The organism is Mycobacterium gallinarum (assembly GCF_010726765.1).
Taxonomy (GTDB): domain Bacteria; phylum Actinomycetota; class Actinomycetes; order Mycobacteriales; family Mycobacteriaceae; genus Mycobacterium; species Mycobacterium gallinarum.
Genome location: NZ_AP022601.1, coordinates 5,007,984 through 5,028,769 on the forward strand (window position 1 = coordinate 5,007,984; position 20,786 = coordinate 5,028,769).

General features: G+C 67.4%; 14 protein-coding genes. 9 read left to right on the forward strand and 5 right to left on the reverse strand.

Annotated elements, in window-relative coordinates; genetic code table 11:
• Positions 1-4 precede the first annotated feature (4 nt).
• Positions 5-1,252, forward strand: coding sequence for a phthiocerol/phthiodiolone dimycocerosyl transferase family protein (locus G6N42_RS24645; protein ID WP_163734184.1), 1,248 nt, complete (start codon positions 5-7; stop codon positions 1,250-1,252).
• Between the two features lie 8 nt (positions 1,253-1,260).
• Here the strand turns inward: G6N42_RS24645 and G6N42_RS24650 are convergent, their stop codons facing one another.
• Positions 1,261-2,637 carry a WS/DGAT/MGAT family O-acyltransferase gene (locus G6N42_RS24650; RefSeq protein ID WP_286201651.1) on the reverse strand — a complete coding sequence of 459 codons (1,377 nt, stop codon included), beginning with the start codon at positions 2,635-2,637 and terminating at the stop codon, positions 1,261-1,263.
• Positions 2,638-2,739: 102 nt separating this feature from the next.
• Between G6N42_RS24650 and G6N42_RS24655 the strand changes: the two genes are divergently transcribed.
• Positions 2,740-3,537 (forward strand): SDR family NAD(P)-dependent oxidoreductase, encoded by a 798-nt coding sequence (locus tag G6N42_RS24655; RefSeq protein ID WP_197905555.1) that lies wholly within the window; start codon positions 2,740-2,742, stop codon positions 3,535-3,537.
• Here the strand turns inward: G6N42_RS24655 and pks2 are convergent, their stop codons facing one another.
• Positions 3,538-9,756: a sulfolipid-1 biosynthesis phthioceranic/hydroxyphthioceranic acid synthase gene (pks2, locus tag G6N42_RS24660; RefSeq protein ID WP_163738151.1), complete on the reverse strand. Its 6,219-nt coding sequence runs from the start codon at positions 9,754-9,756 to the stop codon at positions 3,538-3,540. It lies immediately after the preceding gene.
• A 267-nt stretch (positions 9,757-10,023) separates the two neighbouring features.
• Here pks2 and G6N42_RS24665 point away from each other — a divergent pair, with 267 nt between their 5' ends.
• The 5 genes from G6N42_RS24665 to G6N42_RS24685 are packed head-to-tail and all read left to right on the forward strand — an operon-like array spanning position 10,024 to position 14,375.
• The gene (locus tag G6N42_RS24665; RefSeq protein WP_163734187.1) at positions 10,024-10,521 is read left to right on the forward strand and encodes a GNAT family N-acetyltransferase; all 498 of its coding nucleotides are present in this window, start codon (positions 10,024-10,026) and stop codon (positions 10,519-10,521) included.
• Entirely contained in the window at positions 10,518-11,603 is a 1,086-nt protein-coding gene (locus tag G6N42_RS24670; RefSeq protein WP_163734189.1) for an LLM class flavin-dependent oxidoreductase, read from the forward strand. The genes G6N42_RS24665 and G6N42_RS24670 overlap by 4 nt, the downstream gene beginning before the upstream one ends.
• Positions 11,600-12,709, forward strand: a complete 1,110-nt coding sequence (locus G6N42_RS24675; protein WP_163734192.1) for an LLM class flavin-dependent oxidoreductase — start codon at positions 11,600-11,602, stop codon at positions 12,707-12,709. The genes G6N42_RS24670 and G6N42_RS24675 overlap by 4 nt, the downstream gene beginning before the upstream one ends.
• Positions 12,706-14,040 carry an NtaA/DmoA family FMN-dependent monooxygenase gene (locus tag G6N42_RS24680; protein ID WP_163734195.1) on the forward strand — a complete coding sequence of 445 codons (1,335 nt, stop codon included), beginning with the start codon at positions 12,706-12,708 and terminating at the stop codon, positions 14,038-14,040. Before G6N42_RS24675 ends, G6N42_RS24680 begins: the two co-directional genes overlap by 4 nt.
• Before the next feature lie 38 nt (positions 14,041-14,078).
• Complete coding sequence (locus G6N42_RS24685; RefSeq protein ID WP_163734198.1) at positions 14,079-14,375, forward strand: hypothetical protein; 297 nt, start codon at positions 14,079-14,081, stop codon at positions 14,373-14,375.
• Here the strand turns inward: G6N42_RS24685 and G6N42_RS24690 are convergent.
• Positions 14,357-15,103: an MBL fold metallo-hydrolase gene (locus G6N42_RS24690; protein WP_163734201.1), complete on the reverse strand. Its 747-nt coding sequence runs from the start codon at positions 15,101-15,103 to the stop codon at positions 14,357-14,359. The genes G6N42_RS24685 and G6N42_RS24690 overlap by 19 nt on opposite strands.
• A 34-nt stretch (positions 15,104-15,137) precedes the next feature.
• Here G6N42_RS24690 and fgd point away from each other — a divergent pair, with 34 nt between their 5' ends.
• Both fgd and G6N42_RS24700 read left to right on the forward strand, forming a co-directional pair.
• The gene (gene fgd, locus G6N42_RS24695) at positions 15,138-16,148 is read left to right on the forward strand and encodes a glucose-6-phosphate dehydrogenase (coenzyme-F420) (RefSeq protein ID WP_163734203.1); all 1,011 of its coding nucleotides are present in this window, start codon (positions 15,138-15,140) and stop codon (positions 16,146-16,148) included.
• A gap of 23 nt (positions 16,149-16,171) precedes the next feature.
• Positions 16,172-17,146, forward strand: coding sequence for an endonuclease/exonuclease/phosphatase family protein (locus G6N42_RS24700; RefSeq protein WP_163734206.1), 975 nt, complete (start codon positions 16,172-16,174; stop codon positions 17,144-17,146).
• Here the strand turns inward: G6N42_RS24700 and G6N42_RS24705 are convergent.
• Positions 17,143-18,843 carry a hypothetical protein gene (locus G6N42_RS24705; RefSeq protein WP_163734209.1) on the reverse strand — a complete coding sequence of 567 codons (1,701 nt, stop codon included), beginning with the start codon at positions 18,841-18,843 and terminating at the stop codon, positions 17,143-17,145. The genes G6N42_RS24700 and G6N42_RS24705 overlap by 4 nt on opposite strands.
• Complete coding sequence (locus G6N42_RS24710; RefSeq protein ID WP_163734212.1) at positions 18,840-20,786, reverse strand: hypothetical protein; 1,947 nt, start codon at positions 20,784-20,786, stop codon at positions 18,840-18,842. The genes G6N42_RS24705 and G6N42_RS24710 overlap by 4 nt, the downstream gene beginning before the upstream one ends.

Below are 20,786 nucleotides of genomic sequence, written 5' to 3' on the forward strand. Positions count from 1 at the left end.
CACGGTGTTTGGTTCATCGCCGATCCGCCATCTGTCGCCTAGCGAGGAGTTCTTCGCCCAGGCCGAGAACTTCATCGGAATCACCCTGACCCTGTGCGGACCGGTGGACGTCGGCGCGATGTCGGAGGCGTTCGAGACGCTGTGTCATGTGCATCCGGCCCTTGCCGGTCACCTCGAACGGGGCACCGACGGCAGGCACCAGATCATGGTCGACGACTACGAACATCCGGGGATGTGGCTCGAAAAGATCGACGACACATCTGCCCGGCGCCTGCCGGTCCAGTCCCGGGCGCTGGTCGAGCTGCGGTTGAGCCACGGTGACGAGCGGTCCGAACTCACCCTCTACACCCACCACGCGCTGGCCGACGCGCACCACCAGTTCGCTCTGCTGGAGAAGTTGTTCGGCTGGTACACCGACATAGTCACCGGCGCAGGTATCCCGCCGGTCAAGGTCGAGCCCATCCCGGAGTCGTTGGAGGCGGCACTCTCCGAGCGCGGTATCGGCAAACTCGCGCGATTCGGTCTCGAGCGCTACCTGCCTGCGATGTTCGCCTATGAGCTGCCCCCCTCCAGGCGAAACGCGGGACGCGTCGACCCGCAGCCGGTTCTCGTACCGTCGGCCACCTGCCGGCTCTCCCGCCAGGAAACCCAAAGCCTGCTTGATATCTGTGGCGCCCACCGGGTCAGTCTCAACGCTCTGGTCGCCGCCGCGATCCTGTTGGCCGAGTGGACGATTCGGGATACACCGCACCTTCCGATCCCCTATATGTACCCGGTCGATCTGCGGTACTTTCTGACCCCGCCGGTCGGTGCAACCGAGGCCACCAATCCAGTGGGAATGGCGATGTACCTGGCCGAGATTCACCCGAATACCGACATCATGGACCTGGCGCGTGACATCGTCGAGGCGTTCCGCGCCGATCTGGCCGACGGAGTGATTCAACAGTCGTTCCTCCATTTCGGTCTGCAATACCAGGGGAATCCACCGGGGCTGCCCGACGTCGTGATGACAACCGACGGCGGGGAATTGCCGCCGGTGCGCACCCCACCCGGGTTGACGGTCGAGGAGTATGACGTCGAAGTGTTGTTCGCGTCGACCTCGGCGGGCGTCGACATGTATTCCGCCGCAACGTATGACGGTCGGTTGGTGATCACCTTTCACAGCCACGGGCCAGAGCCAGATCGTTACGTCCGCGAGATTCACGAACTCCTGGCTGCGATCCCGTCGCGGTACGCATGGGTGACGGAGTAGAAGGTAGCTCAGCCCACCTCGGCAAGCAGTTCCTTCAAGCCGGTGGCGAAGCCGTCGGCCAGCTCCGATAAGTCGGGCAGCAGAGCGGGGCACGAGATCAAGCTGACGTGGAGTTTCCCGTTGATCGACCACATCGTGATGTTGAGCCCGCAACCGTGCATGACCGGCCCGAACGGGTAGGCGGCCAGTACCTCGGCACCACAGAAGTAGTCCGTCCGTGGACCCGGCACGTTCGACACCACCAGGTTGTACATCGGGCGAAACTGAGTGAGCCGCGCGTAAACTCGCTTCGCGACGCCGAGGGCGATGGGGCCGGTGAGCTGGCTGAAGTCTTGCAACAGCGTGGCATCGATCGCAGCAGCGTGTTCCTTGGCATCGGCGGTCACTTCGGCGAGAGCCCGCAGCCGCGTCACGGGGTCCGCTAGCTGCGTCTGCAGTCGGGCGAACATGCCCGACACCTGGTTTCGCCCCCGGTCCAGCGAGGGTGCATGCACCGACACCGGCACCAACGCGACCAGGGAGGGCGTCGGCAACTCGCCGCGGTCGAGCAGGTAATGGCGGACCACCCCGCCGGCCAGCGTCATCGCCACGTCGTTGACGCTGACCCCGAAGTGGTTCTTGACCTTCTTGATGTCGTCGAGGTCGAGCCGGGCGAAGGCGACGTTGCGCTGCGCGGTGAGCCGACCGTTGAGCCGGGTCCGCGGGGCGGTGAACGGTGCGGCCATCGCCCGGCCGCGCGCCGCGCGCCGGATGGTGTCGACCACCGCTCTGATGGCCGCGGGCAGCACGGTGACGACAAGAAGCAGCGGTCGGCTCGCGAACCGGGCCAGCCCGCTGACGGCCAACCGCAGCGGGGTTGGGGCCGCCGTCGCCGCGACCGGTTCCGGTGGCGGCGAATCGGGCTCGGCGCTGCACAGCTGCGAAAGCAGGTTGGCATAGGTCACCCCGTCGGCCGCGGAGTGGTGCACCTTGAACAGGATGGCCAGCCGTCCGCCGTCCAGGCCCTCGATGACCCACAGCTCCCACATCGGTCGGCGACGATCGAGAGGCAAACCCGCCAGATGTCCGACGAGTTCGCGCAGTTCGGCCCGTCCGCCGGGCGTCCGAAGGCTGATCCGATGCACGTGGCGGTCGATGTCGAAGTCGACGTCCTCGACCCAGACGGGATGATCGAGGTTTCCGAATCGCTCGGACGGCTTCTCCCGCAACGGCGGTGTCGCCCGCACCCGTTCCGAGAGCGCGTCGCGGAAACGGTCATAGCGATAACCGCCGGGAATGCTCGCGGGATCGAGTTCCAGCACCGAAAACACTTGTAGGGGCTGCGTTGCGGTCTCGAGGTAGAGCATGCTGGCGTCGAGTCCGCTCAGCCGCTGCGACCGTCGCACTCCATGACACTACGTCCTGGCGCCGATCTACGATGACTGCCGGATGACCAGCGCCGCGTGAATCCCTTGCCGGTCGGCACATCATCCCGATCGGAGTTGGCAGTGGCGACCTCGAAGGTGGCCTTGATCACTGGGGCGTCGACCGGCATCGGCGCGGAGTTCGCCCGCCAGTTCGCCGCCCGGGGCCACGACCTCGTCGTGGTCGCTCGCAGTGTGGACAGGCTGAACGAGCTTGCCGCGCGACTGCGCACGGCGCACGGCGTAGAGGTCACCGTGGTGGCGATGGACCTGTCGCAACCGGATGCCGCGGCGGAGTTGTGGCAGCGGACGGATGGCCTGGGCCTTGAGATCTCCGTGCTGGTCAACAACGCCGGCTTCGGCACTCACGGCGACGTCGCCGATGTCGATCCGCAGCGCCTCGAGGACGCGGTCGAGCTCAACTGCCGCACGGTGGTCGGCACGACCGCCCGTTATCTTCCCCAGATGCGAGCCAGGGGGGCGGGAACGATCATCAACGTGGCGTCGATCGCGGCGTTTCAGCCCTTGCCCAAGATGGCGGTCTACGGTGCGTCGAAGGCCTTCGTACTGTCCTTCACCGAGGCGCTCTGGGCCGAGGAGCGCGAGCACGGAGTTCGTGTCCTCGCGGTGTGTCCAGGGCTGACGGATACCCCGTTCTTCGAGTTGGCAGGCGACGCCGCGGCCTCCGCCGCATCAGGCTCGGCGGCGCTGGCCCTGACCCGCACCCCTGAGCAGGTCGTCGACAGCACAATGCGCGCGCTGTCGGGCCGCAAACACAGCCTGGTCGACGGTGTCGCCAATGCGTTCGTCGCGCGCGTGGTCACCAGAGTGCTGCCCAGGCGGATGGTGATCGCGGTGTCTGGGCGGTTGGTCGGCGGCTGACTACCCGGACCCGGCAGTCAGGGTCTCGGTCAGATGTCCGGCCAGCGCACGCGGTGTGCTGTAGGTGACGATGGTCTTTGGCGTCACGCGGATACCCGTCTGCGTCTCGATGTGGGTGCGCAACTCGAGGGTGCCCAATGAATCCAGGCCGTGGTCGGTGAACGAACGATCGGGGTCGACCGCGCGTCGCAGGATCAGCCCCGTCTCGTCGGTGACCAGTCGACGCAACCGGTTGGGCCATTCCTCCTGGGCGAGTTCGGCGAGTTCGGTTAGCACAGTGGGGATCCCGGCGTCGCCGCGGTCGGTGTCGCGGAAAGCCTCGGCGAACGGGCTGCGCGCCGCCAACGCCGTCAGCAAGGGCATGCCGGTCAACGGCAGGTAGCCGGTATATCCCCGATCGTGACGCAGCAGCGCCCGGAACGCATAGCCGCCGTCTTCCGGACTGATCATCGTCACGTCACCGCGCTGTGCCATACCGGTGCCACGACCGATATCGGCCCACGCGCCCCAGGCGATCGCGGTGGCCGGAATGCCTTGGCTGCGTTGCCATGACGTGAACGCGTCCAGCCAGCTGTTGGCTGCCGCATAGGCGCCCTGGCCCGGCGAGCCAAGCAGCGCGGCGGCCGAGGAGAAGTTGCAGAACCAGTCGAGCGGCTGCTCGGCGGCCGCCTGATGCAGATACCACGCCCCGTAGACCTTTGGTGCCCAGTCCCGTTCGATGAGTTCGTCGGTGATGTTGTCCAGGGTGGCGTCGTCGACGACGGCCGCGGCATGGAGGACACCGCGCAGTGGCAGCCCACTTGCGGTGGCGGCGCTGACGAGTCGTTGCGCGGTGGCCGGGTCGGCGATGTTTCCGCACTCCATCACGATGTCGGCTCCGTTGCTCCGGAGCCGCGCAATCGTCTTCTGCGCCTGTGGGTTCGGTTGAGATCGCGAGGTCAGCACGATTCGTCCACATCCGCCGGAGGCCATCACCGCCGCAAGGAACAGCCCAAGGCCGCCCGCCCCACCGGTGACGAGGTACGAGCCGTCGCCGCGGAACACCGGGGCCCGGTTCGGCGGCACCGCCGCCCGGATTGATCCACTCCTTGGCACCGAAAGGACGAGTTTGCCGGTGTGTTCGGCGGCGCTGATCGCCCGGATCGCCGTTGCCGCCTCGGTCAGCGGATACACCGTGTGCTCGGGTATCGGCAGCACGCCGTCGCCCACCAACTCGTAGACCTTGCGTAGCAGTGCCCCAATGAGTTTCGGGGCGCCGGTGGTCATCAAGGCCAGATCGGCGTAGTAGAACGTGAGGTTCTGCCGGAACGGGTAGAGGTCGATGCGCGTGTGCTCGTAGACGTCCCGCTTGCCGATCTCGACGAAGCGACCGCCGAACGCCAGCAACTCGAGTCCGGCGCGCTGGGCCGGGCCGATCAACGAGTTGAGCACCACGTCGACGCCGTATCCGTCGGTGTCGCGGCGGATCTCGTCGGCGAAATCGGTTGAGCGTGAATCGTATACGTGCTCGACTCCCATGTCCCGGAGCAACTGCCGCCGGCCGGTGCTGCCTGCCGTGGCGAAGATCTCGGCACCGGCCTCGCGGGCGATCGCCATCGCGGCCTGACCGACACCGCCAGTCGCGGAGTGAATGAGCACGCGGTCGCCGGGCCCGATCCGGGCCAGGTCGTGCAGTGCGTACCACGCCGTGCCGTATCCGGTCGAGACCGCGGCGGCCTGCTCGGCGGTCAGGCCCGCCGGCAGTGCCGCGACCAGCCGTGCGTCGCAGGTGACGTACGTGCCCCAGCAGCCGCCTGCGCCGAACCCGCCGACCTCGTCGCCGATCCGGTGCTCGGTGACCCCGGGCCCGACGGCCGTCACGACACCCGCGAAATCCAGGCCGAGTTGCGGTTGCTTGCCGTCGATCGTCGGGTAGCGGCCGAACGCTGCCAGCACGTCGGCGAAGTTGATGCTGGAGGCGCGCACCGCGACTTCGACCTGTCCGGCCGCCGGTGCCGGCCGCTCGGCGGCGACCAACTCCAGCGTCTGTAGGTCGCCGGGGGTGCGGATCTGTAGCCGCATGCCGTCCGATCCGGGGTCGGCGACGGCGCTCCGACGTTCCTCGGGTCGCAAGGGACTTCGCCGCAGCCGCGCCGCGTACCAGGTGCCCGCCCGGCAGGCCGTTTCGTCCTCGTCCGAGCCGCTCAGCAACTCCCGAGCCAGCTCGTCGGCGGAGGTGTGGGAATCGACGTCGAGCTGCGTCGGACGCAGCTGCGGTTGCTCGGCGCCGAGGGACCGGAGTAGCCCGCGCACGCCACCCTGGTCAAGGTTGACCCGATCGTGGCGCGTCACCGCCTGCGCGTTGCGGGTGACGACGTACAGCCGCGGCGGCGGTCCGTCGGTGTCGGCCAGTTCACGCGCGACGCCGACGACGTGCGACACGAGTTCGCGGCCGCGCACCAGGCACGCCTCGGTCGGCTCGTCGCCTGCCTCCGCCGTCATGATCACCACGCCCGTCAGCCCCTGCGGGATGACGTCGTCGGCGCCCATCTGCGCCGTCCGGCACTGGGCGCCACCGGCCACCAGCGCATGGCACAGGTCCGCCGCGAGCGGGTCGGCGGCCGCGGTGATCAGGAGCCATGATCCGGCCGCGACCGTCGGCGCACTAGGCAGCTGTCGCGGCTCCCATTCGACGGTCAGCAGTCGGCCGGCGAGTACCCGTTCGCGTTCGCCGGCCTTGCTCGCGCCGCTGCCCATCCGAAGCGCATCGACCTCGAGGACCACCTCGCCGGCTCCGTCCAGCACTTCGAGGTTCGCCTCGATCGTCGCGGAGTCGGCCTTGGTGACGGTGACGAGGCAGTAGCGGGCGTCGCGGCCCGGCCCGAAGCGGCGCAGTCGGCCGACACTCAACGGCAACAGCAGGCCGCCCTGACCAACACCGCGCCGGCCGGCGCCCAGTAGGTGGGCGGCCACCGATTGGAAGCACGCGTCCAGCACTGCGGGGTGGATGCCGTAGCCGGACTGCTCCGCCCGGATACTGCCCGGCGCCCCAAGCTCGGCCAGCAGCGTGGCACCGTCGGCCGCGGTGTGCACGCTGGTCAGCCCGGTGAAGGCGGGTCCGAACGCGATGCCCCGCGCGGCCAGCGCCAGCCGGACCTCGTCGCCACTGAAGATGCCCGGGTGCGCAGCCAGTAGCCCGCCCAGGTCGTGACGGGCGGGTTGGCACCCGTCCGTGACCGCGTGCAGGTCGGCGGCGGCGCGCCGGACCCGTTCCCCGGCTCCTTCTCCCGAGTCGGTCTGCACGGTGAACGCGGCGACACCGGGCGCATCGAGCGACGCGACGGCGGCGACCTCGGTGTGGTCGTCGAGCAACAGCAGGTCTTCGAACCGGATGTCACGCACTTCCGAACCGTCGGGGAAGAGCCGTTCGGCAGCCGCGAGGGCCAACTCGCAGTGGGCGGCTCCGGGCAGCGCCGCGACGTCGTGCACCCGATGGTCACTCAGCCACGGCAAGGCCGCAGTTCCGACGTCGGCCTGCCAGGCGTGCCGTTCGGGTTCCTCCAGCAGCCGCACGTGCGCCCCCAGCAGGGGATGGACCGCGACCAGGTGGCCCTGTGCCTTCCCGTCGGCACGGGCGAGCAGTAGTTGGCGGTGAGACCACGTCGGCAGCGGCGCGTCGACCAGTCGCCCGCAGGGGTGCAGCACGGAGAAGTCCACGGCGGCGCCGGCGCTGTGCAGATCGGCGACGACGTCGAGCAAGCCGTGCGGCGACGCCTGGTCGCGCCGAAGGCTGGCCAGTGCTGCTGCGGGGGTGTCGATCCCCTGCGCGGTCTGTTCGACGGCGCGGGTCAGCAGGGGGTGCGGAGCCAATTCTGCGAAGACCCGATGGCCGTCCTGCAGCGCGGCCTGCACCGCCGCGGAGAAGCGGACCATCTGGCGGAGGTTGTCCACCCAGTAGCTCGGATCGCAGGACGGCAAGGCCCGCGGATCCGGCCGGGTCGACGAGTAGAAGGGAATCGCGGGACGTGTGGGGGTGAGCTCCACCAGCGCGTCGGCCAGGTCAGCCAAGATCGGGTCCACCTGGGGCGAGTGGGATGCCACGTCGACGGCGACTTCGCGCGCCATCACCTCGCGCTGCTCCCACGCGGCGACGAGGTCGCGGATCGTCTGGGTGTTTCCGCCGATCACCGTGGTCTGCGGGGACGCGACCACGGCCACGACGACGTCGTCGATCCCCCGGCTGGTCAGTTCGTCACGGACGCGTTGCTCGGGAAGCTCCGCCGACGCCATCGCGCCGGACCCGGACAGGCGAGCCAGTAGCGCGGAGCGTCGGCAGATCACCCGCACGCCGTCCTGCAGCGAGAGCGCTCCCGCGACGACGGCTGCCGCGACCTCGCCCATGGAATGCCCGATCACCGCGCCCGGCCGCACGCCGTGGGACGCCATCGTCGCGGCCAGGGCGACCTGCATGGCGAACAGCGTGGGCTGAATACGGTCGATGCCGGTAACGGTCTCGGGCGCTGACATCGCCTCCGTTACCGAGAACCCGGACTCCAGCTCGATCAGCGGCTCGATAGCGGCCACGGTGTCGGCGAACACCGGCTCGGTGCCCAGAAGGTCGGCACCCATGCCTGCCCACTGCGACCCCTGCCCGGAGAACACCCATACCGGGCCGCGGTCATCCTGGCCGACCTGGGCACGGTACTGCGCGTCGCCGTTGTCGGCGATGTCCCGCAGAGCCTTACCAAGCGCTTCGACGTCGCTGGCGATCACCGACGTGCGCACCGTGCGGTGGCCGCGGCGGCGCGCCAGGGTGTAGCCCAAGTCAGCCGGCGCAACCGGCTCCGCGCGCCGGTCCAGCCAGTCGGCGAGCCGGCCGCAGGTGCGCCGCAGTTCGTCGGCCGAACTGGAGGACAACGGGATCAGCAATGGACGCTCGACCGCGGCGGCGGGCAGCCCCGGGGATTGGGGTTCGGGCGCCTGCTCGACGATGGCGTGCACGTTGGTGCCGGAGATCCCGTAGGACGACACCGCCATGCGGCGCGGTCCGGCGTGGCCGTCGGGCCAGGGCGTGGCATGCTGCGGCACGACCAGCCCGGTCTCGATCTGCGCGAGCGCCTCGGGCAGGCGGTTGAAGTGCACCATCGGCGGAATGACGCCGTGCTGTAACTCGAGGATCGCCTTGATCAGGCCGACCGTGCCCGCGGCGGACTCGGTGTGGCCGAAGTTGGACTTCGCCGAGCCGAGCAGGACCGTTGCCGTGCGGCCGTAGGTCCGTGCCAGGCCCTCGAACTCGATCGGGTCGCCCACCGGGGTGCCGGTGCCGTGCGCTTCGACCGCGCCGATCGTGTCGGCGTCGACGCCGCCCGCGGCCAGCGCCGCCTGGCACGCAGCCACCTGGGCATCCGCCGATGGCGTCGCGATGTTCCTGGTCCGGCCGTCGGAATTGGCGGCGGTTCCGCGGACCACGGCGAGAATCCGGTCACCGTCGCGAAGCGCGTCAGGCAGCCGCTTGAGCAGCACCACCGCGCACCCCTCGGAGCGCACGAACCCGTCCGCGGCCTCGTCGAACGCCCGGCACCGCCCCGTCGGCGACATCATGCCCTGTCCCGAGGCCCATACCGTGGTTTCCGGCTGCAGGATCACCATGCAGCCGCCGGCCAGGGCGAGGTCGCTTTCTCCTCCGTCGAGGCTGCGACAGGCCATGTGCACGGTCAGCAGCCCCGAGGAGCACGCCGTGTCGACCGTCAACGCCGGGCCGTGCAGGTTCAGGGCATAGGCCACCCGGCCGGAGGCCATTGCCGAGGCCAGGCCGGTGTAGCCGTACTCGCCGGCCTCCAGGCTGATCCGCATGTAGTCGTCGTGCGACAGACCGAGATAGACGCCTGTCATCGATTCCGATAGCGAGGACGGCGCGATCCCGGCGTGCTCGATGGCCTCCCAGGAGGTCTCCAGCAGCAGCCGGTGCTGCGGATCGACCGCGGTCGCCTTCGCGTCGTCCAGGCCGAAGAACGGAGCGTCGAAACCCCCGACGTCGTCCAGGAACGCGCCCCATCGGGACACCGACCGACCCGGCACGCCACGCTCGGCATCGAAGTACTCGTCGGCGTCCCAGCGGTCCGGCGGAACCTCGGTGACCAGATCGTCACCGCGAAGCAACGCCTCCCACAACTGCTCGGGGGACTCGATGCCGCCCGGTAGGCGGCAGGCCATGCCAATGACCGCAATCGGCGTGACCATGGGTTCAGCCACTGAGGGATCCTTAATGTTCGGATGTATCCCAGCGGGACCAGTCGCCAAGCCGGTCCAGCAACGCGGCGGGCCTCGGCACCAGCCGTCCCTGGGTCGCGCGAAAGCCGTCTCGCACGGTCTCCCGCAAGACTAGCTGACGTCCGCGTAAAAACCGCCATCCGAGGGCAGCCTGCGGACTGGGCGAATTTCCAATCACCCTGAGCGAATGCGCGGCTCCGGAATGCAGGCGCGTGCCATGCGTTAGACAGTTGAGTGATGGGCATGCCGGCAGTCGACGGACTCCGCTTCGTGGCGGTGAGCCAGCACGACGCGCTGGCCGCACCGCTGCTGGCCGAGCTCGCGGTTGAGTACGCCGGCCGATACGGCGGCACCGAGCAGCGGGTCATGAAGTGGTTGCTCGAGGAGTACCCCGCCGAAGACTTCGCGCCGCCGGACGGCGCGTTGCTGGTCGGGCTGCTTGACGGCATCCCCGTGACCGGCGGCGGGTTCAGGCGATTCGACGACACCAGGGCTGAACTCAAGCGCATGTGGACCGACAGCGAGCACCGGCAGCGGGGCTATGCGAAGGCGATGCTCGCCGAACTCGAGCGTGAGATCGCCGCCCGGGGCTACCGCAGCGTTTACCTCACGACCGGCGACCGTCAGCCCGAGGCCGAAGCGCTCTACCTGTCATCCGGATATACCCGGCTCGCCGGGCCCCTGCCCGCCGCGAGCGAGGGATATCCGATCGCCTTCGAGAAGAGGTTGCGATGACCGGGCACCTACACCTCGGCGTGGCGCTCGACGGCTACGGCTGGCACCCGGAGGCCTGGCGTCACACACCCGACGGCGAGCCTGTGACCAGCGGGCGCTACTGGTCCAACTTGGCCGCCACCGCCGAACGCGGACTGTTGGATTTCGTGACCTTCGACGACGCGCTCACCCCGCAGCGCCGCCGCCGCGCCGAAATCGAACCCCGATGGCTCGCCGGCCGACCCGATGCCGTCCTCGTCGCGTCCAGGGTGGCTCCGACGACGCGTCATATCGGACTCATACCGGTTGCCACCGTCACCCACACCGAACCGTTTCACGTGTCCAAAGCGATTGCCACACTTGACTTTGTCTCCCGCGGACGGGCGGGCTGGCAGGTGAGGATCAGCGGTACCCCGCACGAGTCCGAGCTGTTCGGCCGCCGTGATCTCAGCGCCGTCGACCTGTTCGAAGAAGCTTCCGACGCCGTCGAGGTCGCGCGCCGACTCTGGGACAGCTGGGAGGACGACGCTGTCATCCGCGACGCCACCACCGGGCGCTTCATCGACCGCGACAAGCTGCACTACATCGACTTCGTCGGTAAGTACTTCTCGGTCAAGGGCCCGTCGATCACCCCCCGCCCGCCGCAGGGCCAGCCCGTGGTCGCCGCCCTGGCGCATGCACGACCAGCCTACGAATTCGCTTCGCGCATTGCAGATCTGGTCTTCATCACACCCAAGGACGATGGCTCGCTGCGCTCCATCCTCGGCGAGGTCGCGCAGGTCGGCGGCAACCGTCTCAAGGTGTACGCCGATGTGTTCGTCTCCTTCTCCGGCATCACCGACGAACGTTCGGATGCGCTGGTCTTCGACGGCACCCCGACCGCACTGGTCGACCTGATCATGGACTGGCAGCAGATGGGCATCGACGGAATCCGGCTGCGTCCTTCGGTCAACGTCACGGACCTGCCGGCAATCGTCGACGACGTCGTGCCGATTCTGCAGCGGGCCAACCGTTTTCGCATGGGCTACGACGAAGGTGAGACGCTGCGGCATCGACTTGGCCTACCAGCCGCGGAAAACCGCTATACCGAGGCAAGCTCATGACTGTCCCGCTATCGATACTCGACCTTTCGCCGATCAGCGAAGGTGCCGACGCCGCGACGGCGTTGCGCAACACCGTCGACCTCGCCCAGCACGCCGAGCAGTGGGGCTACAAACGGTACTGGGTCGCCGAACACCACTTCGTCTCGGTCGCATCCGCCCAACCCGCGGTTCTCATCGGCCAGATCGCCTCTGCCACCAGCACCATTCGGGTCGGCGCCGCCGCGGTGCAACTCGGCCAGACGACCGCAATCGCCGTTGTCGAGACCTTCGGCACTCTCGACGCATTTCACCCCGGCCGTATCGACCTCGGCATCGGCCGGTCCGGGCAGCGCCGCAGCGAGGCGATCAACGAGGCCACCCCGAAACCCGAGCCGTCCACGGAATGGCGCGACGTCGACGGTGTCGTTGTACCCCCGCCATTCGACATCAGCGCGCTGATGCGCGATCCGCGGTTGCGCGCGAAGATGTCGGTTCTGCAACAGCCTGAGGCCGTAGCACCGGACTTCGCCGACCAGGTCGGCGACATTCTCGCCATGATCAACGGCAGTTATTCGATCGGCACAGTCGACGCACACGCTACGCCGGGGGAGGGAACGGCGTTGATGCCGTGGGTCTTCGGCAGCAGCAAGGGGCAGAGCGCACAGGTCGCAGGCGCACGCGGGCTTCCGTTCGTCGCGAGCTATCACATCACCCCCGCGACGGCGCTGGATGCGGTCGACGCATACCGCGCGGCCTTCCGGCCGTCGGCGGCACTGGCCGAACCGTACGTGGTCGTGTCGGCAGACGTGGTGGTCGCCGACGACACCGAAACGGCGCGGCATCTGGCGTCGAGTTACGGCCACTGGGTGTACTCGATCCGCGCGGGCGGCGGGGCCGTCCCGTACCCGGATCCCCGCACCGTCGAACCGCTGACCGATGACCAGCTGGCGATTGTGAAGGACCGCACCGCAACACAATTCGTCGGTGACGCCGAGGAGGTGGCCGACAGGCTCGAGTCCCTGCGGCGGGTGACCGGGGCGAACGAGCTCGTCGTCACCTCAGTCACGCACGACCATGACGATCGGCTGCGCAGCCACGAACTGCTTGCGAAGAGGTGGGGACTGTGAGCCGCCGAGAGGGCAAGGACCGCAAGCAGATTCATCTTGCCGCGCACTTTCCTGGCGTCAACAACACCACGGTGTGGTCGAGTCCCGAATCGGGCAGTCAGATCGATTTCGACTCGTTCGTCCATCTCGCTCAGACCGCCGAACGGGGCCTGTTCGACTTCTTCTTTCTCGCCGAGGGGTTGCGGCTGCGGGAACACCGCGGCCGCATCCACGACCTCGACGTCGTCGGCCGGCCGGACACGTTCACCGTGCTCGCCGCCCTGGCCGCGGTCACCGACCGTCTCGGTCTGACCGGAACCATCAACACCACCTTCAACGAACCCTTCGAAGTGGCAAGGCAATTCGCCACCCTTGACCATCTGTCCGACGGCAGGGCCGGCTGGAACGTGGTCACCTCGTCGGATGCCTTCACCGGTGAGAACTTTCGCCGCGGCGGCTTTCTCGACCACTCCGAACGCTACAAGCGCGCCGAGGAGTTCGTCACCGTGGCCCGGGAGTTCTGGGACAGCTGGTCAACCGACGCCGTCATCGCCGACCGCGAGAACGGAATCTACGCCGACCCCGGTCGGATTCGTGTCGTCGAGCATCGGGGACCGCAGTTCGACGTCCGCGGCCTCGCCACCCTGCCGCGCACACCACAAGGCCACCCCGTTCTGCTGCAGGCCGGTGACTCCGCCGACGGCCGGGCATTCCTGGCCAAATACGCCGATGCGGCGTTCACCATGCACTCGTCGCTGGAAGCGGGCCAAACCTACTATGCCGACGTAAAGGCAAGCGCCGCGTCGTACGGCCGAGATCCAGAGGGGCTCAAGGTGTTTCCGGCAGCCACCTTCGTGCTCGGCGACACTGCCGAAGAGGCGGTGGACAGGGCCCGTCATATCCGGCACCAACAGGTGAGTCCGCAGACCGCGATCGCGATGCTCGAACAGGTCTGGCAGCGCGACCTGTCCGGCTACGACCCCGACGGCCCGCTGCCCGACGTCGAACCGGCCGACGATCCCACCGTCACCCAGGGGCGGGTACGGCACGGCGATCCGAAGGCACTGGCCACGGCCTGGCGTGAGCGTGCCGAGGCGGGCAACCTGTCCATCCGCGAACTCGTCATCGCCGTAACCAGCCGCGAGCAGTTCGTCGGCACCCCCGCACAGGTCGCCGAACAGATCGACCTGCATGTGCAATCCGACGCCTGCGACGGATTCATCCTCGTGCCCCACCTCACGCCGCGCGGACTCGACGAGTTCGTCGACCGGGTCGTGCCGCTTCTTCAGGAGCGCGGCACGTTCCGCACCGGATATTCCGGGCACACTCTGCGGGATCATCTCGGCCTATAGGCTGACTCGGAGGTGCCGCGGCGACACCGGGGGTGACGATGGCCTTTACACAGCCGGCGGTGGGGTTTCTGCTCCTCGCCGCGGCCGTGCTGACGGCGATTCTCGGCCTGGCTTCGCGTGTCTACATCGGCCGCAGACGCCGGACCAAGCCGGTACAGGCCATGGTCCGGACCTTCCGCAAGACCGGCATCGCCCGGCTGCTGTTCGGCCGCTTCGACAGTGACGTGCTCGACGACGACGAACTCGACAGCATGATCCTGATGCCCACCGTCGTGGTGGCCTGCGGCCTCTGCCTCACCGCGCTGTTCCTGCTCGGCTACAACACCTTGGCTTGAGTCTGGGCCCGAGCCGCCGCCTCCCGGACCGAACCCCGCCACACCGGACCGTGACCGGGCAACAGCACCTCGGTGTCGAGCAGCCCCAGTGCGGACAGGCTGCGCAGGCAGCCGTCCTCGTCATGGTTGAACAGCTTCGGCAGCAGCTGCGGCCCGGTCCGCGATGCCAGCGGGTGACCGGTGACCAGCGCGTCGCCCGAGACCAGCACGCCGTCCACCAGGTACGAGCAGTGTCCGCCGGTGTGCCCCGGTGTCGGAATCACCACCGGCGCGCCGGGTAGGCCCGCGGCGACGTCTTCGGTCAGCGCCTGCGTGCTCGGAATGCCGTCGTGGGTCAACGCACCCTTGCGGGTGATCGCCACGGACCACTTGACGTAGCGCGGCTGCCAGATGTGTTTGGCGATGTCGACCGGTGAGGCCTGCTCCAGGTACTCCCGTCGGGAGTGGGCGACCTCGGCTGCGTGGCAGTAGACCGGGGTGCCATGGGTTTTCGCAAACCAGATGGCCGAACCGAAGTGATCGATGTGCGCGTGCGTCAACAGGATTGCACGCAGGTCGTCGACGCCGAAGCCGAGCCGGCGCATCGAGTCCAGCACGTCGTCGCGGTTACCCGGGAATCCCGTGTCGATAAGGATCACACCGGCGTCGTCGGTGACGAGGGTCCAGTTGACGAGGTCGGTGTAAGCGAAGTGGACACGGTCTGTGACGGCGTCCAGGGCTGCTGCCATGTCGCGAGTTTAGGCAGGAGGGTAGAAATAAAAGGTGCCTCAACTGAAACTCGGATATAAGGCGTCGGCGGAGCAGTTCGCCCCGCGAGAACTCGTCGAGCTCGGGGTCGCCGCCGAAGCGCACGGGATGGACAGCGCCACCGTCAGCGACCACTTCCAGCCGTGGCGCCACGAGGGTGGTCACGCGCCGTTCTCACTGGCCTGGATGACCGCGGTGGGTGAGCGCACCGAGCGGCTGTTCCTCGGCACGTCGGTGATGACGCCGACGTTCAGATACAACCCCGCCGTGATCGCCCAGGCCTTCGCCACCATGGGCTGCCTGTACCCGGACCGCATCTTCCTCGGTGTGGGCACCGGTGAGGCGCTCAACGAGATCGCGACGGGTTACGAGGGCGAGTGGCCCGAGTTCAAGGAGCGCTACGCCCGTCTGCGCGAGTCCATCCGGCTGATGCGCGAGCTGTGGCTCGGCGACCGCGTGGACTTCGAGGGTGAGTACTACAAGACGAAGGGTGCCTCGATCTACGACGTCCCCGAGGGTGGGATCCCGATCTACATCGCCGCGGGCGGACCGCAGGTGGCCAAGTACGCGGGCCGCGCGGGCGACGGCTTCATCTGCACGTCCGGCAAGGGCGAGGAGCTGTACAAGGACAAGCTCATACCTGCCGTAAAAGAAGGGGCGGAGGCCGCCGACCGCGACCCCGACACCATCGACCGCATGATCGAGATCAAGATCTCCTATGATCCGGATCCGAAGCTGGCGCTGGAGAACACCCGCTTCTGGGCGCCGCTGTCGCTGACGGCCGAGCAGAAGCACAGCATCAACGACCCCATGGAGATGGAGAAGGCCGCCGACGAGCTGCCGATCGAGCAGGTCGCCAAGCGCTGGATCGTCGCGTCGGATCCCGACGAAGCGGTCGAAATGGTCGGTCAGTACGTCAAGTGGGGTCTGAACCACCTGGTGTTCCACGACCCCCGCCACGATCAGCGCCGTTTCCTCGAGCTGTTTCAAAAAGATCTGGAGCCGCGGCTGCGCCGACTCGGCTGAGCCGAGATCACAACGAGCACAGCATGATTCGAGTGTTCACGACGGTACTCGGCGTGCTCGCGTTCGTGGTCGGCGCGGCCGGATTGGCGTCGCGGTACCTGCCGATAACCAACGAGGCCATCCTCGTCGTCGCCGCGGCATCGCCGTATCTGACGGTCGCGGCCCTCATCGCCCTGATCCTGTTCGCGTTGGCGCGGCGTTGGGTGCTGACCGTCGCCGCGGGCCTGTTGTGTGTGGTGATGATCGGTGTCCAGCTACCACGGTTCATCGGCTCCGAGAGCACGGATGTGCCGAGCGTCGCCGTGCGGGTGGTCACCGCCAATCTTGGCTTTGGAGAGGCGGATTCGGGTACCGTCGCGGACCTGGCGCGATCTTCGGCCGATGTGCTGGTCATCCAGGAGCTGACGCCCCAGGCTGCGGCCGGGCTGGCGGGGTTGGGCGAGACGTTTCCGCACCGCATGCTCAATCCCGAAGAGATGGCATTCGGAATCGGGATCTGGAGCAGGTACCCGCTCGTCGACACCGGGCACGTCGAGGGCTACCAGATGCCGATGCTGAGGGCCCGCATCCAGCTTCCGGGCGTGCGGTTCCCGCCGACGCTGCTGGCCGTACACCTCGCCGCACCGTGGGTGCAGCCGCTGGAGATCTTCGGTGACGACATGGCCAGGTTCCCCGCGACCCTGCGCGACGTCGCGCGCGACGCGGGATCGGGTGCGGTGATCATCGCCGGCGATCTCAACTCCACCATCGACATGCAACCGTTTCGCAAGTTCCTCGACGAGGGTTATCGCGATGCGGGTGAGCAGGTGGGTGCGGGACTGTCCCGTACCTATCCGAGCAAGCCGTGGCGTAAGCCGATGATCGGCATCGATCATGTGCTCGTCTACAACTGCGTCGCATCTTCCGCGCGCACGGTTCCCTTGCCCGGCTCCGACCACCGCGGCCTGGCCACCACGATCGAGATTCCGGTCGACCCGACCGCCAGTTACCCGGTCTAGGGCTTGGGTGGCGGTGGATTCGCAGGCCGGTCGTGGATCCGGAAGATGCGAAACTGCGGCCCACCTGTCGGTCCTGTGACGGTCATGACGAGCGTGCCGATACCGGCGCCGGTGTTCCACAGCGTCGGGTAGCGGATGTTGACCGCGTCGAGTTTGCCGAGTCCCATGGGTCGGGGCACGAGGATGTACTTCACACCCATCTCGGCCGGGTTGTTCAGCTTGTCGAAGAAGTCGTAGTCGCTGCGCACGACGAACTGGTCGGGGCGTTCAGAGGCCAGCCACATCCGCGCCAACCCGAAGGTGTCTATCACCACCGATCCGGTGGGCAGGTTCTGGCTGTCGAACCAGCGAACGGTGTTCTCGGCGACCTCGCCGGACCAGAAGAACCAGAATTTGTCCCGCGGGTACTGCTCGGGCCAGAAGACGGAACGAAGTCCGAACTCCTCCTTCCCGATGGAGGGATCGAGCATGGACTTCCACGTGACGGGCAGCGAGGTCAACAAAACGCCGATCATCAGTCCGGAAAGTCCAACACGCCAATATTTCTCGGGACGCGACGGCGGCTCACTCTCCGGCCAGGCGACGAGCAGTAGGACCACCAACATCGGGACCAGCACGATGAAGAAGCGGAACCACCCAAAGGTGGAGCCCAGCAGTATCGCCACACACTGAAAGGTCAGCACCGACCCGAAGATCGCCAAGGGAACCGCAGGAATCGACCGGCGGCGGAGAAAGGCAGCGACGACGACCGCGATCAGCACCACGGCCACCAACGGCTGGATCCCGAATACGCTCTGCGCGATGACCTTCAGCAGCGGGATGAAGCCGACATCGTCGGCACCCACGACTCCGGAGGCCTCGATCTGCGCACTGTTGCCGTACTGAGAGGTGAACTGGGCCAGCAGGCTTGCGTCGAGCAACCAACCGGCCAGCGCCCATAGGGCGAATGCGGCGATGACGGGAAACGAGACGACCACCCCGTCATGCCAGCTGTGTTGTACGCCGCTGCGCCAACTCGTCAGCCTCTGGTGGCGGCGGAACGAATAGACCATAACGACGACGGTCGCGGCAGCCGCGGCGATCAGAGCTTCATAACGAACGAGATACCCGAGCCCGAAAGCGGTTCCGGCCCAAAAGAGATCGAGGGCACCGTGTGTCCGTCGCCATTGCAGCAACCGGCGGCATGCCCACAGCAGCACGAAAAGGAAGGCGGCCTCGCTCATACCGTTGGCGCCGTACAGCATGACCATCGGATTCAGCGCGAACGCGAGAATGCCGGTCCAGCGCAGCAGGGTGCTGACGTTGGCGTCGAGCGCGATCCGTCGTATCAGGACGACGGCACCGGCCATGAAGGCCGCACTCTGGATGACGCCGGTGAGGCCGAGTGTCTTCAGTTCGGGCCACCAGTGGCTCAACGGCATGAGCGGAATCTGCGCGAAGCTCGGCAGCGGATTCCACACGAAGCCGACGGCACCCAGGTGTGGGTACCTGCTCATCACCGTATAGCCGGCATTGCCGGTCCGGCTGGTGGCATCCGGGTTGATGTAGCCCACCTTGAACAGGTAGTAGCCCAGCGCGCCGTAACCTATGAAGCCGACCAGGAACAGCAACCAGCCGGCACGACGCCCCGACGACGTGACTTCGGGTTCAACTGGGGTGTGGTGCTTTTCGGCAGGCCGAACGAGCGTGGTGGTCATGGACCCGAGCTGTCGAAGCCCGGCGCCGCATGCTGCCCGACCGACGCCTTACGTGCTTTCCGGCGCCTGGTGAGCGCCACCGCGGCAATGATGCTCGCGACGACCGCTGTCCCCGCGCCGATCAAGGCCCAGAGGACCCAGCGGTTGCTGGTCTCGACCACACGCAGGGCAGGTCCATTGGAACGGACAGTGATGTTCTTGGCCACTCCGCCGGCACCCGCGACGACCACGTCACCACGGAGTTCACGCCAACCGCCCTTGCGGGTTGCGAGGAAGTCGAACACGGGGTTGACCAATGACCAGTCACCGGATGTCGTCACGAGCAGGACGGTGCGGTCGTTATCGGCGAACGCCTGCATGCTGCCGAGACCTTCCGGAATTCTGGCGGTCACATCGGGCGGCAGATCCACCTCCACGGCGTCCTTCTCCGGCGCGATCGGCGGCTCGAGCCCGGTGCCCTCGATGGTGGCCGAGTCGGCGACGATCAGCGCGCCGGATCCGCTGTTCGCGGCCTGCTTCACGTCGACCAGTGTGGGCAACAGTTCCCGCGAGGTCAGCTTCTGGACGGACGCGATGACCGCGACGGCGCGGGAAATGTAGTTCGTGTCGTAGCCGCCGAGCGCCACCTGGAACGTCGGCGCGAATCCGACTGGCAGCGCTTCGAATCCGCCCATGGAGACATTTCCGCCCACCGCGGTGACGGTCGAGGCGTCGTCGATCTCGAACGTCATCGGCACCGTGCGTGGATTGCAGGCTCCCGGCGCAGGCTCGTAGGTGACGGCGAGCTCGAGGTTCGCACCCCGGCTGCCCAGATCACCCGGCACGGCGAAGGTGGCGTCGACGAGGCCGGACTCGTTGAGTTCTGTCGAGTACAGCGCCTGGCCGCCAGAACGGACCACCAGGGTGCCCTTCTCGGTGTCCTTCACCGATGTGTAGTGCGCCAGCATGTGCACGTCCAGCTTGCCCGGATTCGCGAGGCCGAAGACGGCGGTGTCGAATCCCGTGTACAGCGACGACTGACCGAGCACGGTGACACGACCGCCTGCGCCGAGCTGTTCGAAGGTGGCGGTGTTCGTCCCGCGCACCGCCAACGACTCGGTGGAATCGATTGCAGCGGTGGGTGTCTGGCTGATCGCCAACAGTTGCGATCTGAACAGTGCGGTCTGGTCGACCAGGCTGTCGCCCTTGCCGGTGACCAGCAGATACGGCACTCCGGCTTGGCCGCTGACGGTGACCGCGCCCCCGCCTTCGTCGTTCTCGTCATCGCGCACGACTATGGTGCGGCGCATCGCGTTCCACTCGGCGGGCGGTTCGACCGTGCGTGACAACGGCAGGACCCTGAAGTCAACGGGAATGTCCCGGTAGTGGTGGGTCAACAGGGCGGCCAGCGTCACCACCGCCTGTGACTCCGACGTCGTCGGTGCCGGGTCGACGTAGACGTCGATACCGGAGAGCAACGGCGGGAAGAACTGATCGATGGTGGTGGGCAGTACGATCGGCCCCGTGAATTCGACGGACAGTCGATTCATCGTGACGTTGGGCGTGCTTCCACAGATCGGGTCGGCACCCACCTGACGCAGCACGATGTTCATGCGGGCGGCTTGGTCGTGGATCGTCAGTCTCGAGATGTCGATGGCGAACGGCACAGTCACCTGGCCGAGGGTCACATCGGGAATCGGAACGGAACCGAGAAGACTGCCGTCCTCCCCGGTGATTTCGATGTATCCACCGGTGACGTTGACGATGGATTGCAGCTCTCCGAAGAACATCCTCGGCTGGGTGCCGTCGGGCACCGGAATCGTCACGGTCTGAGCGGAGTTCGCGGCGGTGAAGCCGATGGTGGGGCCCATTCCGAGCTGTTCCCACGTCATGCTCAGTGGCGGCGTCTCCTCGGTCGGCACCGCGGTGACCTCGGGCTGAGCGGTACCCACGGCCGGTGACAT